At 49.9% G+C, this 17,528-nt stretch carries 13 protein-coding genes; 7 read left to right on the top strand and 6 right to left on the bottom strand.

The features are described from left to right. Window positions 1-26: 26 nt before the first annotated feature. The gene (locus tag EA392_01895; GenBank protein TVR41351.1) at window positions 27-1,595 is read left to right on the top strand and encodes a T9SS C-terminal target domain-containing protein; all 1,569 of its coding nucleotides are present in this window, start codon (window positions 27-29) and stop codon (window positions 1,593-1,595) included. A 106-nt stretch (window positions 1,596-1,701) separates the two neighbouring features. Here the strand turns inward: EA392_01895 and EA392_01890 are convergent, their stop codons facing one another. Beyond that, window positions 1,702-2,676 (bottom strand): hypothetical protein, encoded by a 975-nt coding sequence (locus EA392_01890; GenBank protein ID TVR41350.1) that lies wholly within the window; start codon window positions 2,674-2,676, stop codon window positions 1,702-1,704. Window positions 2,677-2,834: 158 nt separating this feature from the next. Here EA392_01890 and EA392_01885 point away from each other — a divergent pair, with 158 nt between their 5' ends. Together EA392_01885 and EA392_01880 are read left to right on the top strand one after the other, a co-directional pair. Next, a complete protein-coding gene (locus EA392_01885) occupies window positions 2,835-3,245 on the top strand; it encodes a hypothetical protein (GenBank protein TVR41349.1) in 411 nt (136 codons plus the stop codon). Between the two features lie 97 nt (window positions 3,246-3,342). Next, window positions 3,343-3,792: a hypothetical protein gene (locus EA392_01880; protein ID TVR41348.1), complete on the top strand. Its 450-nt coding sequence runs from the start codon at window positions 3,343-3,345 to the stop codon at window positions 3,790-3,792. A 2-nt stretch (window positions 3,793-3,794) separates the two neighbouring features. On the opposite strand, the gene EA392_01875 is transcribed toward EA392_01880, so the two are convergent. The 5 genes from EA392_01875 to EA392_01855 all read right to left on the bottom strand — a co-directional run bounded on the left by EA392_01875 (window position 3,795) and on the right by EA392_01855 (window position 12,600). Next, on the bottom strand, window positions 3,795-6,419 hold the full coding sequence (locus EA392_01875) for a hypothetical protein (protein TVR41347.1): 2,625 nt from the start codon (window positions 6,417-6,419) through the stop codon (window positions 3,795-3,797). A 110-nt stretch (window positions 6,420-6,529) separates the two neighbouring features. Continuing rightward, on the bottom strand, window positions 6,530-7,516 hold the full coding sequence (locus tag EA392_01870; protein TVR41346.1) for a S1/P1 Nuclease: 987 nt from the start codon (window positions 7,514-7,516) through the stop codon (window positions 6,530-6,532). Window positions 7,517-7,525: 9 nt separating this feature from the next. After that, window positions 7,526-8,764 carry a DUF1015 domain-containing protein gene (locus EA392_01865; protein TVR41345.1) on the bottom strand — a complete coding sequence of 413 codons (1,239 nt, stop codon included), beginning with the start codon at window positions 8,762-8,764 and terminating at the stop codon, window positions 7,526-7,528. Window positions 8,765-8,837: 73 nt separating this feature from the next. Continuing rightward, window positions 8,838-10,877, bottom strand: coding sequence for a 30S ribosomal protein S1 (locus EA392_01860; GenBank protein ID TVR41344.1), 2,040 nt, complete (start codon window positions 10,875-10,877; stop codon window positions 8,838-8,840). 175 nt (window positions 10,878-11,052) lie between these two features. Continuing rightward, window positions 11,053-12,600, bottom strand: a complete 1,548-nt coding sequence (locus EA392_01855; protein ID TVR41343.1) for a T9SS C-terminal target domain-containing protein — start codon at window positions 12,598-12,600, stop codon at window positions 11,053-11,055. Window positions 12,601-12,727: 127 nt separating this feature from the next. On the opposite strand from EA392_01855, the gene EA392_01850 reads away from it, so the two are divergent. The 4 genes from EA392_01850 to hxpB all read left to right on the top strand — a co-directional run bounded on the left by EA392_01850 (window position 12,728) and on the right by hxpB (window position 17,524). Then, window positions 12,728-13,978 carry an imidazolonepropionase gene (locus EA392_01850; protein TVR41342.1) on the top strand — a complete coding sequence of 417 codons (1,251 nt, stop codon included), beginning with the start codon at window positions 12,728-12,730 and terminating at the stop codon, window positions 13,976-13,978. Between the two features lie 86 nt (window positions 13,979-14,064). Next, a complete protein-coding gene (trkA, locus tag EA392_01845) occupies window positions 14,065-15,411 on the top strand; it encodes a Trk system potassium transporter TrkA (GenBank protein ID TVR41341.1) in 1,347 nt (448 codons plus the stop codon). Further along, window positions 15,408-16,865 carry a TrkH family potassium uptake protein gene (locus EA392_01840; GenBank protein ID TVR41340.1) on the top strand — a complete coding sequence of 486 codons (1,458 nt, stop codon included), beginning with the start codon at window positions 15,408-15,410 and terminating at the stop codon, window positions 16,863-16,865. The genes trkA and EA392_01840 overlap by 4 nt, the downstream gene beginning before the upstream one ends. Continuing rightward, a complete protein-coding gene (gene hxpB, locus EA392_01835; protein ID TVR41339.1) occupies window positions 16,862-17,524 on the top strand; it encodes a hexitol phosphatase HxpB in 663 nt (220 codons plus the stop codon). The genes EA392_01840 and hxpB overlap by 4 nt, the downstream gene beginning before the upstream one ends. Window positions 17,525-17,528: the final 4 nt, after the last annotated feature.

Below are 17,528 nucleotides of genomic sequence, written 5' to 3'. Positions count from 1 at the left end.
CGTTTATTGACAACTGTGGCGAGTGCGTGGGCGGAACCACCGGCGAGGAGGCCTGCACAGCAGACTGTAACGGCGACTTTGGCGGCACGGCATTTATTGACAACTGCGACAACTGTGTGGGAGGAAATACTGGAAACGAGCCATGCGATCCACAAACGGATTGTGAGCTATCGTACAGCTACACAACAGTACCCGCAACGCTCGGTTTTGCCAATGGCGCGGCCACAATAATGGTCACCGGCGGACAAGAACCCTACAGCTATCAGTGGAATGATGCATTCATGCAAACAGAACCCGAGCTACTCGGCGTCTTTGCCGGAACATACATGTGTGTAGTGCAGGATGCTGCTGGATGCGAGGAAGCGTTCTCCGTTGATGTTCCGTTTGCTGACAACGTACCCACCACACAGGTACATCCTAATTTCTGCAACACCGGTGGCTATGAGCTTGGCGATTTTATCTCTGCCACCAGTATTCCTTCGGCACAGGCATACCGCTGGGAATTCACACCGGTTGGAGGCGCGCCTTTGCCTGAATACACGCGTAGCACGAATAATCCGTGGATTCGCATAGCATGGATAGATGGCGTTGCGTTGGCTCAAACCTATCAGGTACGGGTAAAGGTGTTGGTTAACGGCGTTTGGGGAGAGTATGGAAATATTTGCACCATCAGCACCTCCAATACTATACCTCTCACAGAACTTCGGCCTGAGTACCACGGCAGCAATGGAGGGGGCGAACCCTATGCCCTTTGTGATATCATGATTGCATACAGCGTGAGTGGCGCCACCAATTACCGTTGGCGCATTGACCCTGACAACGACCCGAACAATGGCAATGAAATCTACTACGTTCGTGGTTCCAGCAATCCAGGTGCGCGTTTGTCCTGGATTGGAGGTTTACAACCCGGGCAGCAATACCATGTTGCCGTTGAAGCCGCAGTAGGAGATGTTTGGGCAGGCTTTGGCGCTGTGCATAGCATTTCGTTGGGTTCACCGGCCATTACGGCTGTTCGGCCGAATTTCTGTGGTGTTACATTCGCCTCAGTGAGCGGACTGCTCATTGCTCAAAGCGTGTGTTCAGCAGATTACTACGAATGGGAGTTCGTAAATACCACTACCGGAATAACGAGCACTGCACAGCGGCCAAATACAGGCATTTCACTGAACTGGAACGGCATAAGCCCGCCTCTGGAGCCGGGTGAAATTGAAATCCGGGTACGTGTGCAACAGGAAGGTGTACTGGGCGATTTTGGTCCGGTTTGCAACATTGCCATAGAAGGCCCCGGAATGCCTGTGCCTGACGTAGCATCCCTTAAGTCTGCCATTCAGGAAAACACCGTGATCTACCCTAACCCTAGTTCCGGTAATGAGGTGCGACTGGAATTGAGCGGGTTGGATGAAGGAAATCACCATGTAGCGATACATGTGTATGATGTACACGGCAAGCTGTTGCTCAACGACGGTTTCGGTCATACCGGAAGTGTGGTGAGTAGATTGATTCGATTCAATCAATCACTCAGCAAAGGCATGTACATGGTTCACGTAGTGGTGGACGGCGAGCGCTTTGTGACGGAAAAACTAGTAGTTCACTAAACCCATTCCGGAAGCGAAAACCGTTTTGAAATATCTTTCACTAAAAAACCCCGCACCTGACGTTGCGGGGTTTTTTTTATTCAATTCCTGACAAATTCCGGAAATGCTACAAGTTGTAAATCATTCGAAGCCCAAGCATGTGGTGTAAACCATAGCTGGCCACCGAGCCAAGTGCAATATTCTGAAAAATGGGGTTGTACAGCAGTTGAATGGTCCAGGCTCCACCGGCCTCAATCTGACCTCCAAAACCACCAAAAACCCCCACACCTGCTCCGGTGAGGTTTCTTGCGCCCATCAGCGGCTGCCCGAATGTATTTAACACCTGGGTGATATCAATAATTTGTCCGCCCAGCTCTATTTCATTTCCGTCGAAGCGCACAATGGTAAGGTCCACTCCTCCTTCCACAATCCAGTTAAAAAATTCATGGTCTCCAAGAATGCGTTGGTATCCCACCTGAAAACCCATGCGCTGCTCCATGCCGCGAATACCAAACTCTGCGATAGGCCGCACAAAATTGATGGCTCCCGGGTTGGCAGGATTTTGAGGCTGTGTGGCCGTTGACTCAACGGTAAACAAGCCGTTGGTTGTAAGTCGCATTAAGTTGATATTAAACAACAAAGCATTCTTCGCATCAAAATTGTAGCGCGCCTGCAGCCCAAATGAAAAGGCTATGTTGTACACCATCTGGCCCGGCATATCCTCCGGTCCGAAGGTCCACTGACCGGGGTCAACACCAAGGGCCTGAGCCACCTGGTCACCTCCAATGGCCGGGCTACTCAGAATCGAGTTCAGATAAGTATTAAGCCAGGAGTTCTGAAAATTGTGTCTCGTCCCATCCAGATCAAAGCCATGCCCATCGTACATACGCGCTGTGGCATTACCCGAACGCAGTGCGCCTACATATAGACCCACGTACAATCCTTTGCGCTCATCTTCATATACATCGTCCCAAAAGGCAGCAGCCGCTTTATCGGCCGCAATTTCTTCCTCAGTGCGGTCATCCCAATCGTCGTCAACCTGCGCAATAAGCAATGAAGGGTAAATGAAGAAAATCAGAAGGAAGGGTAGCCAGTGTTTCATTCTTATTGGGTTTTGCACAAAGATAATTAAACCAATCCATTACCCTAACAAGGCACACCGTCACAAGGTTTAGCGACCGAAAACCGTTTAAAAAATAGGTTCATTTTATGTAACTTGCGGCCATCCCAAAAAAGGTTAAGAAGCAGATATTACGCGGTATGAACAAGTGGATTTCGTTTGCCGGAGGAGTGGTTTTGGGGTTGTTGGCACTTTGGCTGATCATGCCCCCGCAACCCGAAGAGGTGTATTATCTTGAATTCACTGACAATGCCATTGCCCTTCGTCTGAAAAACGCTTCTGACGCAGAGGTGCAAGCATACATGGATCAGGTTGCAGCAGCCGATTTACCTTCCAATTACGTGCTTCCGGCATATATTTCGGGCTCGCCCAATCTCACAGCGGCCGTCAACAATGTGAATGATCGCTATGCGCGTTTCAGCAGGGTAAAGGGCAGTGAACACCTGCAAGCCGTGCGCGAAGACCCTATCGGTTATCGCTCATATATTCAAGCACACAAGGCTATGGAGAAATACTTCATCTACCTCGACAGCATGAAAGAATCTGAATAGTGAAGTTTGAGATGACAGGCTGCAGACGCAGAAAACCCGTATGCTGCGAAACTGAATTTAACTACCTTCGCGCCAGCCAACATCCAAAATTGTAACCATGAAACTGAAAGCATCTGATATCATCCTGATTGTACTTGCTGTAATTACCCTCGGCATGTTGGGTTACACACTCAGCCAACGCAGCAGTTCTGCCGAAAAAGCTACCGTAGAAGCGGTGGAAAAAGAATTCAGCTCCGACCCCGATGAGTTGGTGAAGCAACTTCAGCGCGCCGACCGTGACAAGGTTCTGCGATTCATGCGCGAAGTGATGGATGAACCCATTCCGGACGACTACGATTTTCCTGATTTTCTGGTGAATGCCGGCTCGGGTAAAGAGAGCGCCCGCGTTATTGGAGAGCGGTATCCGGAATTTTACGGATTGGGGGGGGATGCGCTGATCAACGCTGCGCGGCGTTACCCCATTCGTTACAAGGCGATGATTGAAGAGAGCAAAGCCTACCGCGTACTGTACCGCCACGAGGTGGAAGGAAAGAACAAGCCGAACTAGTTTTAGGGCAGTTTTACAAAGCGAAGCACGCTTTGTGTGCGCTCCCCTATCACCACAAAGTAGGCCCCCGAAGCGAGCGACGATACGTCCATCGCCTCTTGACAACTGTGCAAATCACGCATGGCTACCTCCTGCCCGAGGTGGTTCAATATCCGAACAGAAACTGAACCAGCACAATCCGGATTGCGCAAATACACATACTGACCGGCCGGATTGGGAAACAATTGCCATTGTGATTCATGGTACTGCGCCACACCCGCCGTGGATTCAATCACAAAAGAAATCCACACAGCGCAACCCTGATCATCCAGCACCTCAACCTCATAAGAACCCGGGGGTACTTCATCACCGTACCACACGTTGCTCCAGCCATTGCTCCAGTTGTTGGCATAGGGCGGAGTTCCTCCGAATGCTGACACCTCTACAGTTCCTGTTTCACCATCTGAAACCGAGGCAGTGTGCGTATATTCAACATACAACGAATCAGGCTCCTCAACCCAAAATGACACCATGGCCTCACAACCCAACCAGTCCAAAACCCCCACTTCGTAACTGCCGGCAGACAGGGCCAGTGGGTTAAATCCTCCCCATTGCGATAAATACGGAGGAGTTCCGCCAAAAAAGTTCAGCATCACCCAACCATCAGACGCACCGTAACAGGACACATCTGTAACCATTGGCAGCACCCACAGAGAGTCGGGCTGTGAGAGGTAAATACTGTCGGCTACCTCACAACCATAGCTATCCGTGGCATTAAAGGCGTAAGAACCTGAATGGAGGTTGTCGAGAAACGCTGAATTGTGTCCGGAATTCCACACAATTTCGCTCAGGGGTGCTGTAGAAACTTCCAGGTAAATAGAGCCGTTGGAGCCTCCAAAACAATGAATGTGGTTGGGGTTAAAATTAATTTCGGGCTCGGGTGTGTACAATACCTCAACGGGAAAAGAAGACACCCAAACACCGTATTCATTCAGGCTTTGGAGGAAATACGTTCCTGGCTCTGTTACCTCAATCATTGCGCTGTCCTGTCCGGTACTCCAAACAAAATATTGGTGTTCTCCTGCATCCAGAAGGAGTGTATCCCCCGGACAGAGGTACACCGTATCCTGGTTGTGAATGGCGAAAGGTGTATCGTAGGTTTCACCCTCAATAAAATGCAGGTGCTGATTAACGTTCAGATTGTAAAAGGTGTGAGTGGTTCCACGGTTCCAGGTAATCACTAGTGAATCTACATTTTGAATGGCTCCCAACCCGAATATTTCCTTTCCTGAATTCTGACTGATGAGGTTCTCTCCGCACATGGTGAACCGCACGTAGTGGTTTCCATCTGCGTAACAGTGAATCCAGGTTCCTATGCCGTCTTTGTTGCTGAGCGTTCCCTCTACCGAAACCGAGAGGTAGTTGTTGGTTCCGCCGTTGTTCTCGTAAAGTCTAACATGATGCGGCCAGCGGTTGCTGATGATAAAATCAAAGTAACCGTCGTTGTTAAGGTCTCCTCGGGCACAAACGTAGGTTTCCGATGGGTCATTATCGATGCCCAGCAGGGCATTTTCCTGGGTAAACACCGCACCTTGCTGGCTCACAAAAAACTGGTTTCCAATAGGGGCTTGTACCGGTGAAGTAACTCCTACAAAGAGATCCTGCCAGGAATCGTTGTCGTAGTCGAGCCAGAGTGAGCCCCAGGATACTTCATTCAAGTGAACGCCCATTTCCTGTGCGATGTCTTCAAATGTGCCATCCCCGTTGTTTTGCATCAGTTTGGTGCCCACGCCGGGATTGTTGGTGATGTAGATATCGAGGTCTCCGTCGTTGTCAAAATCATCCACTGTACCAGTCATGGCGCAGATGTTAAAGTCAAAACCCGACTCAATCGTGACCCTTGTAAAGGTGCCATCGCCATTGTTTTCAAACAGCTCATTGGGCCAGAACACGCGGTCAATCACGAGAAAAAGGTCTTCCCAACCATCGTTATTGTAATCGAGAAAAACCGGCTGAAATGAGGGTCTGGGAGGAATAAAAACACCGCTTTCATGGGTCACATCTGTAAAGGTACCATCGCAGTTATTGCGGTAGAGTGCGCCGGCATAATGATCTCCCTGCCAAAAGGATGGGTGGTAAAATTTGGAAATGTACAAATCAGGGCAACCGTCGTGGTCGTAATCGCAAAAGGCCGCTCCTACGTGAAAAAAGTTACCGGCAGTCAACCCGGCAGACATAGCCACATTGGTAAAGTTGAAATCACCGTCATTGTTCCAAAGCTCCACCGGCCCGCCAAACTTGGTAATGAGTAGGTCGGCGTCACCGTCGTTGTCGTAGTCGCACCAGAGCATCATACTGATGGAGGAGGAGTGCGGATTGGGAATACTGAAAGGCGCGGGCTCAAAAACACCCTGGTTGTTTACCAGAAACAAGGGGTCGCCATCGGCCAGACTGATTGTAAGGTCGTCCCAGCCATCTTTGTTGAAATCGTAAAAGCTCAGGCCTTCACCATGGGGCGAATTGAAAAACTGATGGGGCCCACCCAGCACAGATGATATATCCGTAAACTGCGCCGATGCGTTGTTCCAAAACAACAACGTGAGCACACCCAAAATATACGTGGAATGTTTCCTTGCCCTCATCCCCATTCGTTGAGCAAATCGTAAAAAATCAGTTGGTTTTCAGAAAGTCTTGCAGCTTTCTCTCGCAAGGTTAAACGTGTGCTTCAAAGATTAGTTGCCAGCTTGCGAAGAAGGTTTTAATTACAGTCCCGGCCTATGGCTTCTTCCGCACTTTGAAACTTCTTCTCAATCTTTCGCCATTCTTCCTCATAGTCTTCATCGTGCTGGTATTCAACCTTGCCCATATTGGGCTGCCCTGCATTGACCCAGGCTGTAAACCAAAGGCTTCCCACTGCCCTCATGGTTTGTTGCATACGGCGCTCCACCATGCCCCCGAGCATGTCGTGATAGGCTTTGGAGTATTCCTGTGAAAACACCCTTGCGAGGGTTCGGCCGCGTTCTTCAAATCCGTAGCGCTTATCAGCAGGAAAACGCTTGCTCAGTTCTTTTTCGAAGCTGAGTACAGAATCAACGGCGTTGTGGCTTTCCTCAACAATGTCCCAGGCAAAGGCCAGCACATCATCTACGTAGGTAGCATTGCCCACAAGATAATTATAGGTATGATCAAACAACTCCGGTAATCGCGACTCCCAGAATGCGTGAATACCGTACTGGTCGGTGTATTGGCCGTTGTAGTTTTTGGTAGTGTGCAAAGGAACATGGGCATCGCCAATGTAGTGACCGAGGTCGGCTGAGAGGCGGAGGATTCTGTCCTTATCCTTTTCCTGAAAGGCACGCGTAAGGCGTTTCATCATTACTTCAATGTGCCAGGGAATGATTCCGTAGGCCTGCAGGGTGTCTTCTGAGAATTTTGCCACAGCTGCTTCCCATTTTCGTGGCACCACTTCAAAGGGATTGCCGCCATTCACGGCGTAGTGGTCAATGTCAATATAATGGCGCTGGGCCTCGCCTTTTACCGCATAACGCCTCTTATCGGGGTTTACAGCCGCCTCGGTGATGTATTCAATGTGTTCCTTGTAGAAACCAAAAAGCTCAGGTGGCAGTGTGAACACGGCAAAGTGATTGATTCGGCGGTGGGCGTAAAAGCCCCAATCTTCCATGCCGGAGTTACCCGTAAACGGGAGAAACAACACGAATCCTATTAAAATCAGCTTTCGAAGCATCTTCCAAAATTAATCATCGAGCGACATAATGGTAAGGCCGCTGCGCAATTTAGGTTCAATCCAGGTGGTTTTTGGGGGCATGATTTCGCCGGCATCCGACACCGCTTTGAGTTGTTGAGTGGTTACGGGGAACAAACCAAATGCCACTTCCATCTTCTTTTTATCGGCGAAAATAGCCAGGCCATCCATTCCTACCTTTCCGCTCACAAACTCTATTCGCGCATCGGTTTTAAGGTCTTCAATACCGAGAAGTGGCCGCAATACTTTTTCGGATAGGATCTGCGAATCCAGCGAGGCGGTAACCGAGTTGGCGTCAGGAGTCTCGCGCAAGCGCAGAGCATACCACTTCCCCTTGAGGTACATTGACATTTCGTGCAGCCTTTCGGGCTGATACATTTCTTTTTGCCGAATTACTTCAAAATCTGCCTTCAGTCTTTCAATAAATGCTTCGGGGGTGAGTCCGTTCAGGTCTTTCACCACGCGGTTAAAGTCATATATACTTAGCTGGCTTTCAGGAATTAGGCAGGCCATGATGTAATTGAACATCTCCTGCCCGGAATATCCGGGATTGAGTTTGCGGCGTACCTTACCCAATAATGCCGAAGAGGCTGAGCGGTGGTGGCCATCTGCAATATAGATGCTTTCGTGGTGGGTAAACTGACTGGTGATATAATCAATTACTTTGGGGTCATCCACTGCCCAAAGTTGATGTCGGAGGTGATCGGTGGTGCTGAAATCATACAGCGGTCTTTGTTGCAGGGAGAGCTCAATGGCTTCATTCACACCGCTGTCGTCCGGGTAGGTGAGCAACACAGGTTCCGCATTGAAGTTGCACACATCCAGGTATTTCTGAAACAGCTTTTCTCTACGTGTGAGGGTTTGCTCGTGAACCTTGATGGTTCCGTTCAGGTAATCGTCAACGGAGATGCCGCAAATCAATCCGGTAAAGGAGTCTTTGGGTTGAATTTGCCGGTAGATGTAGAATGAGGGTGTTTCGTCGTGCCTGAGTATTCCGCGTTCACAAAAATCCCGAAACTTATTTCGCACCAGTTTAAACCGGGCAGCTCCTCGTTTGGCTTTCAGCCCCATGCTGAACTCCGGGTTGATTACATGAATGAAGGTGTAGGGGTTTTCATGCAGTTTTCGGTACAGGTTAGGACGCGAGTACGACACGTACGACCGTGTTGCTACCAGATGAACTTTATCGGCTACCGGCCGAATGGCGCGAAAAGGGATGATCTTGGCCATGTGCTGTTTTCTTGGCAAAAAAAGAGCCCCTCGTGAGAGGAGCTCTTATGATTCGTCTGAACGAAGTTACGGATTATTTCTTCTTCTCGTCCTTCGATTCTTCTTTTTCCATATCGGCTTTGAGGTTCTCGAGAACACCGAGATCGCCCAGGGTTGTTTTCTCCTGATTCTTGTTCAGGTCTTCAACCATTTTAGACGATGACTTTCCGCCTTTGCGTTCGGTTTTTTCAGGAACTTCAGCGCCTTCCTCAAAGGTGTGGGTGTGAGAAATGGTGATTTTACGGGCTCCTTTGTTAAAGTTGAGTACCACAAAATCCAATGCCTCATCCACCTTGGCGTTCGAACCATCCTCTTTGCGGAGGTTTTTCTTGGTGCAAATACCTTCCACACCGTAAGGCAGGTTCACAACTGCTTGATTTCCTTCGAGCGCGGTAACGGTGCCTTTGTGCACAGAGCCTTCGCCAAACACGGTTTCAAACACTTCCCACGGGTTTTCTTCGAGTTGCTTGTGGCCGAGGCTCAAACGACGGTTTTCCTGATCTACTTCAAGAACAACCACCTCAATCTCCTCGCCCACGTTGCAGAATTCTGACGGGTGCTTCACCTTTTTAGACCATGAAAGGTCGCTGATGTGAATCAATCCGTCAACACCTTCTTCAAGCTCTACAAAAACACCAAAGTTGGTGAAGTTGCGCACTGTTGCCTTGTGACGCGATTGAGTGGGGTATTTGGCATCAATACCTTCCCATGGATCGGGGGTAAGTTGCTTCATACCGAGCGACATTTTGCGCTCTTCCTTATCGAGGGTCAGAACCTGTGCCTCCACTTCATCGCCTACATTCAGGAAGTCCTGCGCACTGCGAAGGTGCTGAGACCAGCTCATTTCCGATACGTGGATCAATCCTTCAACACCGGGGGCAATTTCTACAAATGCGCCGTAGTCGGCCATCACCACAACCTTACCTTTTACGGTTTTGCCCACTTCGAGGTCTTCCTGGATAGAATCCCATGGGTGCTCGCTGAGCTGCTTAAGACCGAGAGCGATACGCTTCTTGTCGTCGTCAAAGTCGAGAATAACCACGTTAATTTTCTCGTCGAGAGTAACCACTTCTTCTGGGTGGTTGATACGCCCCCAGCTCAGGTCGGTAATGTGGATCAATCCGTCCACACCACCAAGGTCGATGAACACGCCGTAGGAGGTAATGTTCTTCACGGTACCTTCCAGCACCTGTCCCTTTTCAAGCTTGGAGATAATCTCTTTCTTCTGCTCTTCGAGTTCGGCCTCGATGAGCGCTTTGTGCGACACTACCACGTTTTTGAATTCCTGGTTGATTTTCACAACCTTGAATTCCATGGTTTTGCCCACATACATATCGTAATCACGGATGGGTTTTACATCAATTTGCGAACCTGGGAGGAAGGCCTCCAATCCGAATACGTCCACAATCAAACCACCTTTGGTGCGACACTTCACGTAACCATTGATGATTTCATCGGTGGCCAGTGCATTGTTCACACGATCCCACGCATTGTGGATACGGGCGGTTTTGTGCGAGATGATAAGCTGTCCGTTTTTGTCTTCCTGACTTTCAACAAACACTTCTACTTTGTCGCCAGGCTTCAGGTCGGGGTTGTAGCGAAACTCAGAAGCTGCAACAATACCTTCGGATTTGTACCCGATGTTGATCACGACTTCCTTTTTGTTCACTGAAACAACCGTTCCGTGAATAACCTGCCCTTCGTCGATAGAGGTGAGGGTTTCTTCGTAGAGGGCATCCATTTTCTTCACGTCATCGGCCTTGTAAGACTCAATTCCGTGTTCAAACTCATCCCAGTTAAAATCTGCCTCAGGCTCGGCAGTGGTTGGCACCAATTCGGGCTGGGCCTTTTTAGCGCGGGCTTTTTTAGGAGCTTCCTCCTTGCTTTGCTCTTCAGCTTTGCTGGTTACTTCTTCTGCAGCCGCCTCTGCTTTGGGCGCTTCTGAAACAGCCTCTGCTGTCGGTTCTTCTGCAGTTTCTGATTGAGGAGTTTCAGGTGTTTCTTCCTGCTGCTCCTGGATTTCCGCTTCGGAGGTTTTTACCTCTTCTTCGGTGTTTTTGTTTTCTTCGGCCATGATATTGCCTTGTTACTTGTATCCCGGCTCCGGCACCCCGGGAGGGGTTAAAAATGAGATGGCTGCACTACCGGATGCAACCCCTTTCGGAAAAGGAGCGCAAAGGTAGTGTTTTAACATTGAAAACAAAAGTTTTGCAGGAGAAATCGAGGCCTGAAAGGTGAGGTACTCCCCCCTACTGCACCACCAACCTTGCTGAGCTCATTACACCACCGCAGTTCACCGAGAATACGTACATACCCGGAGTAATCTCAGATCCAATACTGTAGGTAATCTGATGTACACCTTCCGGGAGTATTTGCCGTTCAAGCACCCTGTCTATGAGCCTCCCCTGGATGTCGTAGAGGTACACACTCACCATTTCAGATTTTTGAACATCGAACTCCAGATTCACAAAATTGAGGGATGGATTGGGAAAAAGACGCAAGGGCGTATCCGCAGCAATATCGGGCACAGAAGTAACCACTGGCATTTGCGTTAGGGGTTCCAGGTCTATCAACTCATCGCCTTGCTGATAGGGCAGAAACTGAAAGTATATCAAAAACATTTCATCGGAAGTGTTCAAACCGGGACCCACCGTAATGGGCGGGTTGTTGGGGTTGTGCGGATTGTTTACCGTATTGTCATACATCCCTTCTCCGTATAGGGTTGACCATGCCGGGATGCGCACCAGTTGCTCAAAAGCGTAGAACTGCTGCCAGTGAAAATCCCAGTGATTGATGCGAATCAGCGGAATAGTTAAATTGGTGGGAGTTGTGGCATAACTCTCAATACTTTTGCCCAACATGTGCATGTGGGGAAAAACGCTCAGCAACGAAATATCAAATGGAATGGTGCTGAACTGAGCGGTAACTGTTGTCATCTGATCCGGCGGAAGGGTAAAACTCCAGTTCTGCAAAACGGCGGTGGTTGTAACTTCACGTATCGGCAACTCATCCGGGTAAAACCACAGGCGCAGTTTGCTTTGATCGGTTTGCCCCTGGCTGCCGTGCGGGTAGTGCATAGCCAATACCACATTGGAGCCCGACGGAAGGTTCACCCCGAGGTTAAAATCCTCTCCATCCGAGGGAAACACGGTGGGTACAGCCCCGGGAGTATATCCACCTATGAGTCCGTCTTGAGGCCCCATGCAGTTGCCACTTGTGTTGGTAGGATAGGAAGCATCAGAATCAATAAAAACCAGTGCGTGGTGCACAATGGCCGGATTGCCCGGCACCAACTCAAAAGCCCGGATTTTTTTATCCTGCAAAAGTCCGGAAGGAATGGCAAAGCAGCTGTAATCGTCGGACATCATGGTAGCCTGACTGGTATGAACGGGCATCACGATTTCCAGGTCGGGAGGCAGAGAGATAAAGCCATCATCGCTGTAAACCGGTGGTGGCGGAGCCAGTGCAGGATCTCCCTCAGGAGTTGATTCGGCCAGCCACGCAACAATCAGGTCAATTTCGTCGGCATTCAACACCCGCTCGTGCGAAAACCTGCGGTAGGTGGTATCAGGCGGCCAGGGCGGCATCACACCATCGGTTACGGCATCCGCCACGGCAAAAGCCGCAACGGAGGCCTCGGGGTAGGTCATCAATGAAAAAGGAGCAATACCTCCATCGCGGTGACAAGAGGTACAGTGCTGATACATAATAGGAGCAATGTGCTCAGACCACGTTGTTTGCGAGAAAAGCACAGTATTCCACGGAGCGAGCAGGAAACAGAAAATCAAAAAACGCATGTTGTTGGTTGGATTGGTTGTGGTGCAAGTTAGCCAATATGGCTGAGCCGGCAACGGCCGGGGAAGCTATTTGAAGCGGTACTATGCGATTTTTCGCACCTTTGCCCAAACCAAAGGCCCGCACATTATGAAACGTATTCTCATCAAAAACATCAAAGGACTGGCAGGTGTGTACAACGAGTCGCCAAAATGGGTGGCCGGCGCCGATATGAACCGCCTCCCTTTGATTGAAAATGCTTTTCTGGCCATTGAAGGCGAACACATTGCGGGATACGGCCCCATGAGCGAATGGAGCGGTATTACAGACTGGAACAACCTGGAAATAATAGACGCCGAAGGGCGCTACGTACTACCCGCCTGGTGCGATTCGCACACACACATTGTGTACGCGGGCAACCGCGAGCAGGAATTTACAGACCGCATTCGCGGTATGAGTTACGAAGAAATTGCCGCCCGGGGTGGAGGCATCCTCAACTCAGCAGCGCGCCTGGCCGACACTTCGGAAGAAGAACTCTTAGAGGGGGCTTTACACCGCCTGCGCGAAGTGGTACGCACAGGAACAGGAGCCATCGAAATCAAGAGTGGTTACGGACTGAGCCTGGAAGCAGAGCTCAAAATGCTGCGGGTCATTGCGCGGCTTCGGGAACATACCATCATACCCATCAAAAGCACCCTGCTCGCAGCCCACGCTGTTCCGGCTGCATTTAAAAACAACAAGGACGGGTATGTGGACCTGGTTATTCGTGAAATCATTCCGGCGGTGGCAGCCGAAAATCTCGCAGAGTACATTGATGTTTTTTGCGAGACCAACTACTTCAGTGTGAGCGATACCCACCGTATTCTGGAAGCTGCTGCCAAATACGGCATGGTACCGAAAATCCACGTGAACCAGTTTACCGTATTGGGCGGCGTGGAGACTGCAGTGCAACTCGGAGCGCGCTCTGTGGATCACTTGGAATACCTGGAGGAAGGTGACCTCAAAGCCCTGGAAGGAAGCAACACCATCGCAACGGCCCTTCCCTCCTGCTCTTTCTTTCTCGGAATACCCTATACCCCTGCCCGAACCATCATTGACAGGGGGTTACCCCTGGCGCTGGCCACCGATTACAATCCGGGCTCTACCCCGTCGGGAAACATTCCTTTTGTGCTTTCATTGGCCTGCATCAAGATGAAAATAACCCCCGAAGAAGCCATTCACGCGGCCACCATCAACGGAGCCTACGCCATGGATCTGCAAAACGAGCTGGGAACCATTACAGAAGGCAAAAAAGCCAATCTAATCATGACACACCCCATTTCATCACTGGCGTATATACCCTACGCCTTTGGTTCGGAGCATGTGGACAAGGTTTGGGTGCAGGGAGAGCTTCAGAAATAGAAATACCCGGTCTGTTAAATTTGGCTTTTCCCCGACGCATTGAAGCATCGCACCTTATATTTGACCCGCCAGCAAGAGCATAACACATGAGAATTATCATAGCAGGCGCCGGAGATGTGGGGTTTCACCTTGCTAAACTGCTTTCTTACGAAGGGTACGGCATTACCGTGATTGACAAGGATAGCGACAAGCTTCGCTATGCGAGCAACCACCTTGATGTGCAAACACTGCAGGGCAACTCTACCTCCTACTCGGTATTGAACAAGGCGCGGGTAAGCAAGGCCGATCTTCTTATTTCGGTCACCTCATCCGAAGAAACCAACCTCACTACCTGCATATTAGGTAAAAAACTCGGAGCCGCCAAAACAGTGGCCCGTGTGAGCAACTCAGAGTACTTGCTTCAGCAGGAAGAACTTCAACTTGCAGAGCTAGGCATTGACGAGCTAATCTCACCTGAGCTACTAGCCGCGGCTGAAATCAAGCGCCTGCTCAAGGAATCGGCGTTTACCGATTACCACGAGTTCGACAAAGGAAAACTTTCATTGGTAGGTGTGAAAATCAACTCGAGCAGTCCGTTGGTGAACAAAACCGTGCAGGAAACGGCCTATCTCAACCCCAACTTTTCGTTCATACCGGTAGCGATGCTGCGCAACAACAACACCATTATTCCGCGCAGCGATACCTATTTCAGGGTGCACGATCACGCCTATTTTATTGCGCAAAGCAAGGGCATTGACGAGGTGCTTGAGGTGGCCAACAAAAAGCGGGTGGACATTCGCAATGTGATGATTTTTGGCGGCACCCCGGTGGGCTTTCACGCAGCGCGCCTACTCAGCAGAAAATACAGGGTAAAACTGTTTGAAACCGACCGCGAACGCTGCATCCAACTCACCGAAACTCTTCCCGACACGCTCATTATCAACGCTGATGGCCGCGACCTGGAAGTGCTCGAAGACGAAAATCTGGGCGAAATGGACGCCTTTATCGCGGTAACCCGCAATTCTGAGACCAACATCATTTCGAGCCTTGTAGCCAAAAACAACAGCGTAAAAAAATCCATTGCCCTCGTCGAGAACATAGACTACATCCACCTTTCGCAAAACATTGGGGTAGATACTTTGATCAACAAAAAGCTCATCGCGGCTAATTCTATTTTCAAGTTGCTCAGAAAAGGCGATGTACTCTCGCTGGCCAGTATTCACGGTGCGGATGTAGAAGTGCTTGAGTTCGAGGTGCACCACAACTCCTCGGTATGTGGTAAAGCCCTCAAGAACTGTGGTTTTCCAAAAGCTTCGATTGTTGGAGGAGTCATCCGAAGAGGCACGGGAGTTATCGTAACAGGAGATTTTGTTTTTGAGGACCTCGACCACGTGGTAGTGTTGAGTAAACCACAGTGCATTGGCAAAGTGGAAGCCCTTTTCAAAGAAAAATGACACGTTTTCGCTGGAAGTCAGTTTTACACATTCTTGGGGTTCTTATCCTGCTGAATTCTGCTTTTCTGCTTCTCAGCACCGGGGTATCCTGGTACTTCAGCGATGACGCACTTTCCGCCTTTTCTATTGCTTTGTTGGTGAGTGTTTTGGCAGGTGGACTTGCTTTTGGCACCACTTTGCGGGGAAAACAGGAAGTGCGCAAGCGCGAGGGATATCTCATTGTGGCTACAGGCTGGGTGGTACTCTCGCTGTTCGGTAGTTTACCCTACTTTCTGAGCGGAGCCATTCCGAACTATACCGACGCTTTTTTTGAAACCATGTCGGGCTTTACCACAACCGGCGCCACTATATTGCGGGATATTGAGGCCATGCCTCCCAGTCTGCTTTTTTGGCGCAGTTGTACACAGTGGATTGGCGGAATGGGGATGATTGTGCTTGCCGTGGCCATTCTGCCCATTCTCGGAGTGGGCGGCATGCAGCTTTTTATTGCTGAGATGCCGGGTGTTTCTTATGACAAACTGCAGCCTCGCATCCGCGAAACAGCCAAAAGGTTGTGGGTCATCTACACCGGTCTCACTGCGTTGGTTTGCGTGCTTTTGGCCATGTCTGGAATGGGTTGGTTCGACGGAATTAATCACGCGTTGACAACGCTTGCAACCGGCGGTTTTTCAACCAAAAATGCAAGTATTGCATACTTTAACAATCCATATGTTGAGTACATCATCACCGTTTTCATGTTTCTGGGGGGAACCAATTTCCTGCTCATTTACATTCTTTTACGCGGACGTGTGCAGGAAATCATGCGCAACGAGGAATTCAAGTACTACTTTCTGCTCGCGGTATTGGTTTCGGTGCTGGTCACCACCCTCCTTGTGGTGCAATCAGGTCATCCTACGGCAGATGCAATCCGGCAAAGCATCTTTCAGGTTGTGGCTATTATCACTACCACCGGTTACACAGTACTCGACTACACAGCGTGGGGTCCCATTGTGGAGTGGACTTTCTTCCTGCTGATGTTTACCGGAGCCATGGCGGGATCTACCTCGGGAGGTGTAAAACTCGTGCGGCACATCATCATTGCCAAAAACTGTATACTCGAACTCAAACGACTCATTCATCCCTCAGCCATCATTCCGGTGCGCTTCAACACCCGGCCTGTGAGCAGCAACATCACACACAATATCATGGCCTTTGTAATCATTTACGTTACCATTTTTGGCGCAGGTAGTTTTACCATGACATTGCTCGGTTTGGATGTTACAACAGCCATAGGTTCGGTGGCATCGGCCATCGGAAACGTAGGACCAGCATTTGGAAACGCCGGGCCTGCAGATAATTACGCGCACTTTCCGGGTGCGGGAAAGTGGCTTTTGTCTTTTCTGATGATGACGGGCCGGCTGGAGCTCTTTACCGTACTCATATTATTCACCGGATATTTCTGGAGAAGGGAATGACAGCACGCGCCGCACTTTTTGACATGGACGGGCTCATTATAGACTCGGAGCCTCTTTGGCGAGCCGCTGAAATAGCTTGTTTCGCACAAGTTGGTTTAGAATTGGCCGAAGACGACTGCCGGCAAACCATGGGCTTTCGGCTCGACGAGGTGATTGATTACTGGTACAACCGGCACCCCTGGGAGTCCATGTCGAAAGGGGCCCTCAACGAATTGATTATTGACCGCATGGTGCAGGAAGTGCGGTTGCAGGGAAGAATGTTGCCGGGTGTTGCTCAAGCCGTTCAGCTTTTTGGCGAAATGGGGTTTAAACTGGCGGTGGTTTCCTCATCTCCCCAGCGGCTGATTCAGGCCGTGTTGGAAACCCTCGATTTGCAAAGCTCATTTCACGGTGTTTTCTCGGCCGAGTATGAAGCCTACGGAAAGCCCCACCCGCAGGTCTATCTCAGCGCTGCAACTGCATTACAGGTTCGTCCTGACCAATGTATAGTGCTGGAGGATGCTTTTCACGGAGTAATTGCAGGCAAGGCCGCCAAAATGAAAGTAATTGCTGTTCCGGATGCGGAGGAAGTCAACCAACCGCGTTTTCAGGCAGCCGACTGTGTACTTACATCACTTACAGAGCTGAAAGCCGAGAACATCTACTCTTTACTACGTTGAATAT

The sequence above is a fragment of the Cryomorphaceae bacterium genome (assembly GCA_007695365.1).
Lineage (GTDB): Bacteria > Bacteroidota > Bacteroidia > Flavobacteriales_D > SKUL01 > SKUL01.
Note: the sequence above shows the minus strand (reverse complement) of the source record. Positions and strands in the feature narration are given on the sequence as shown.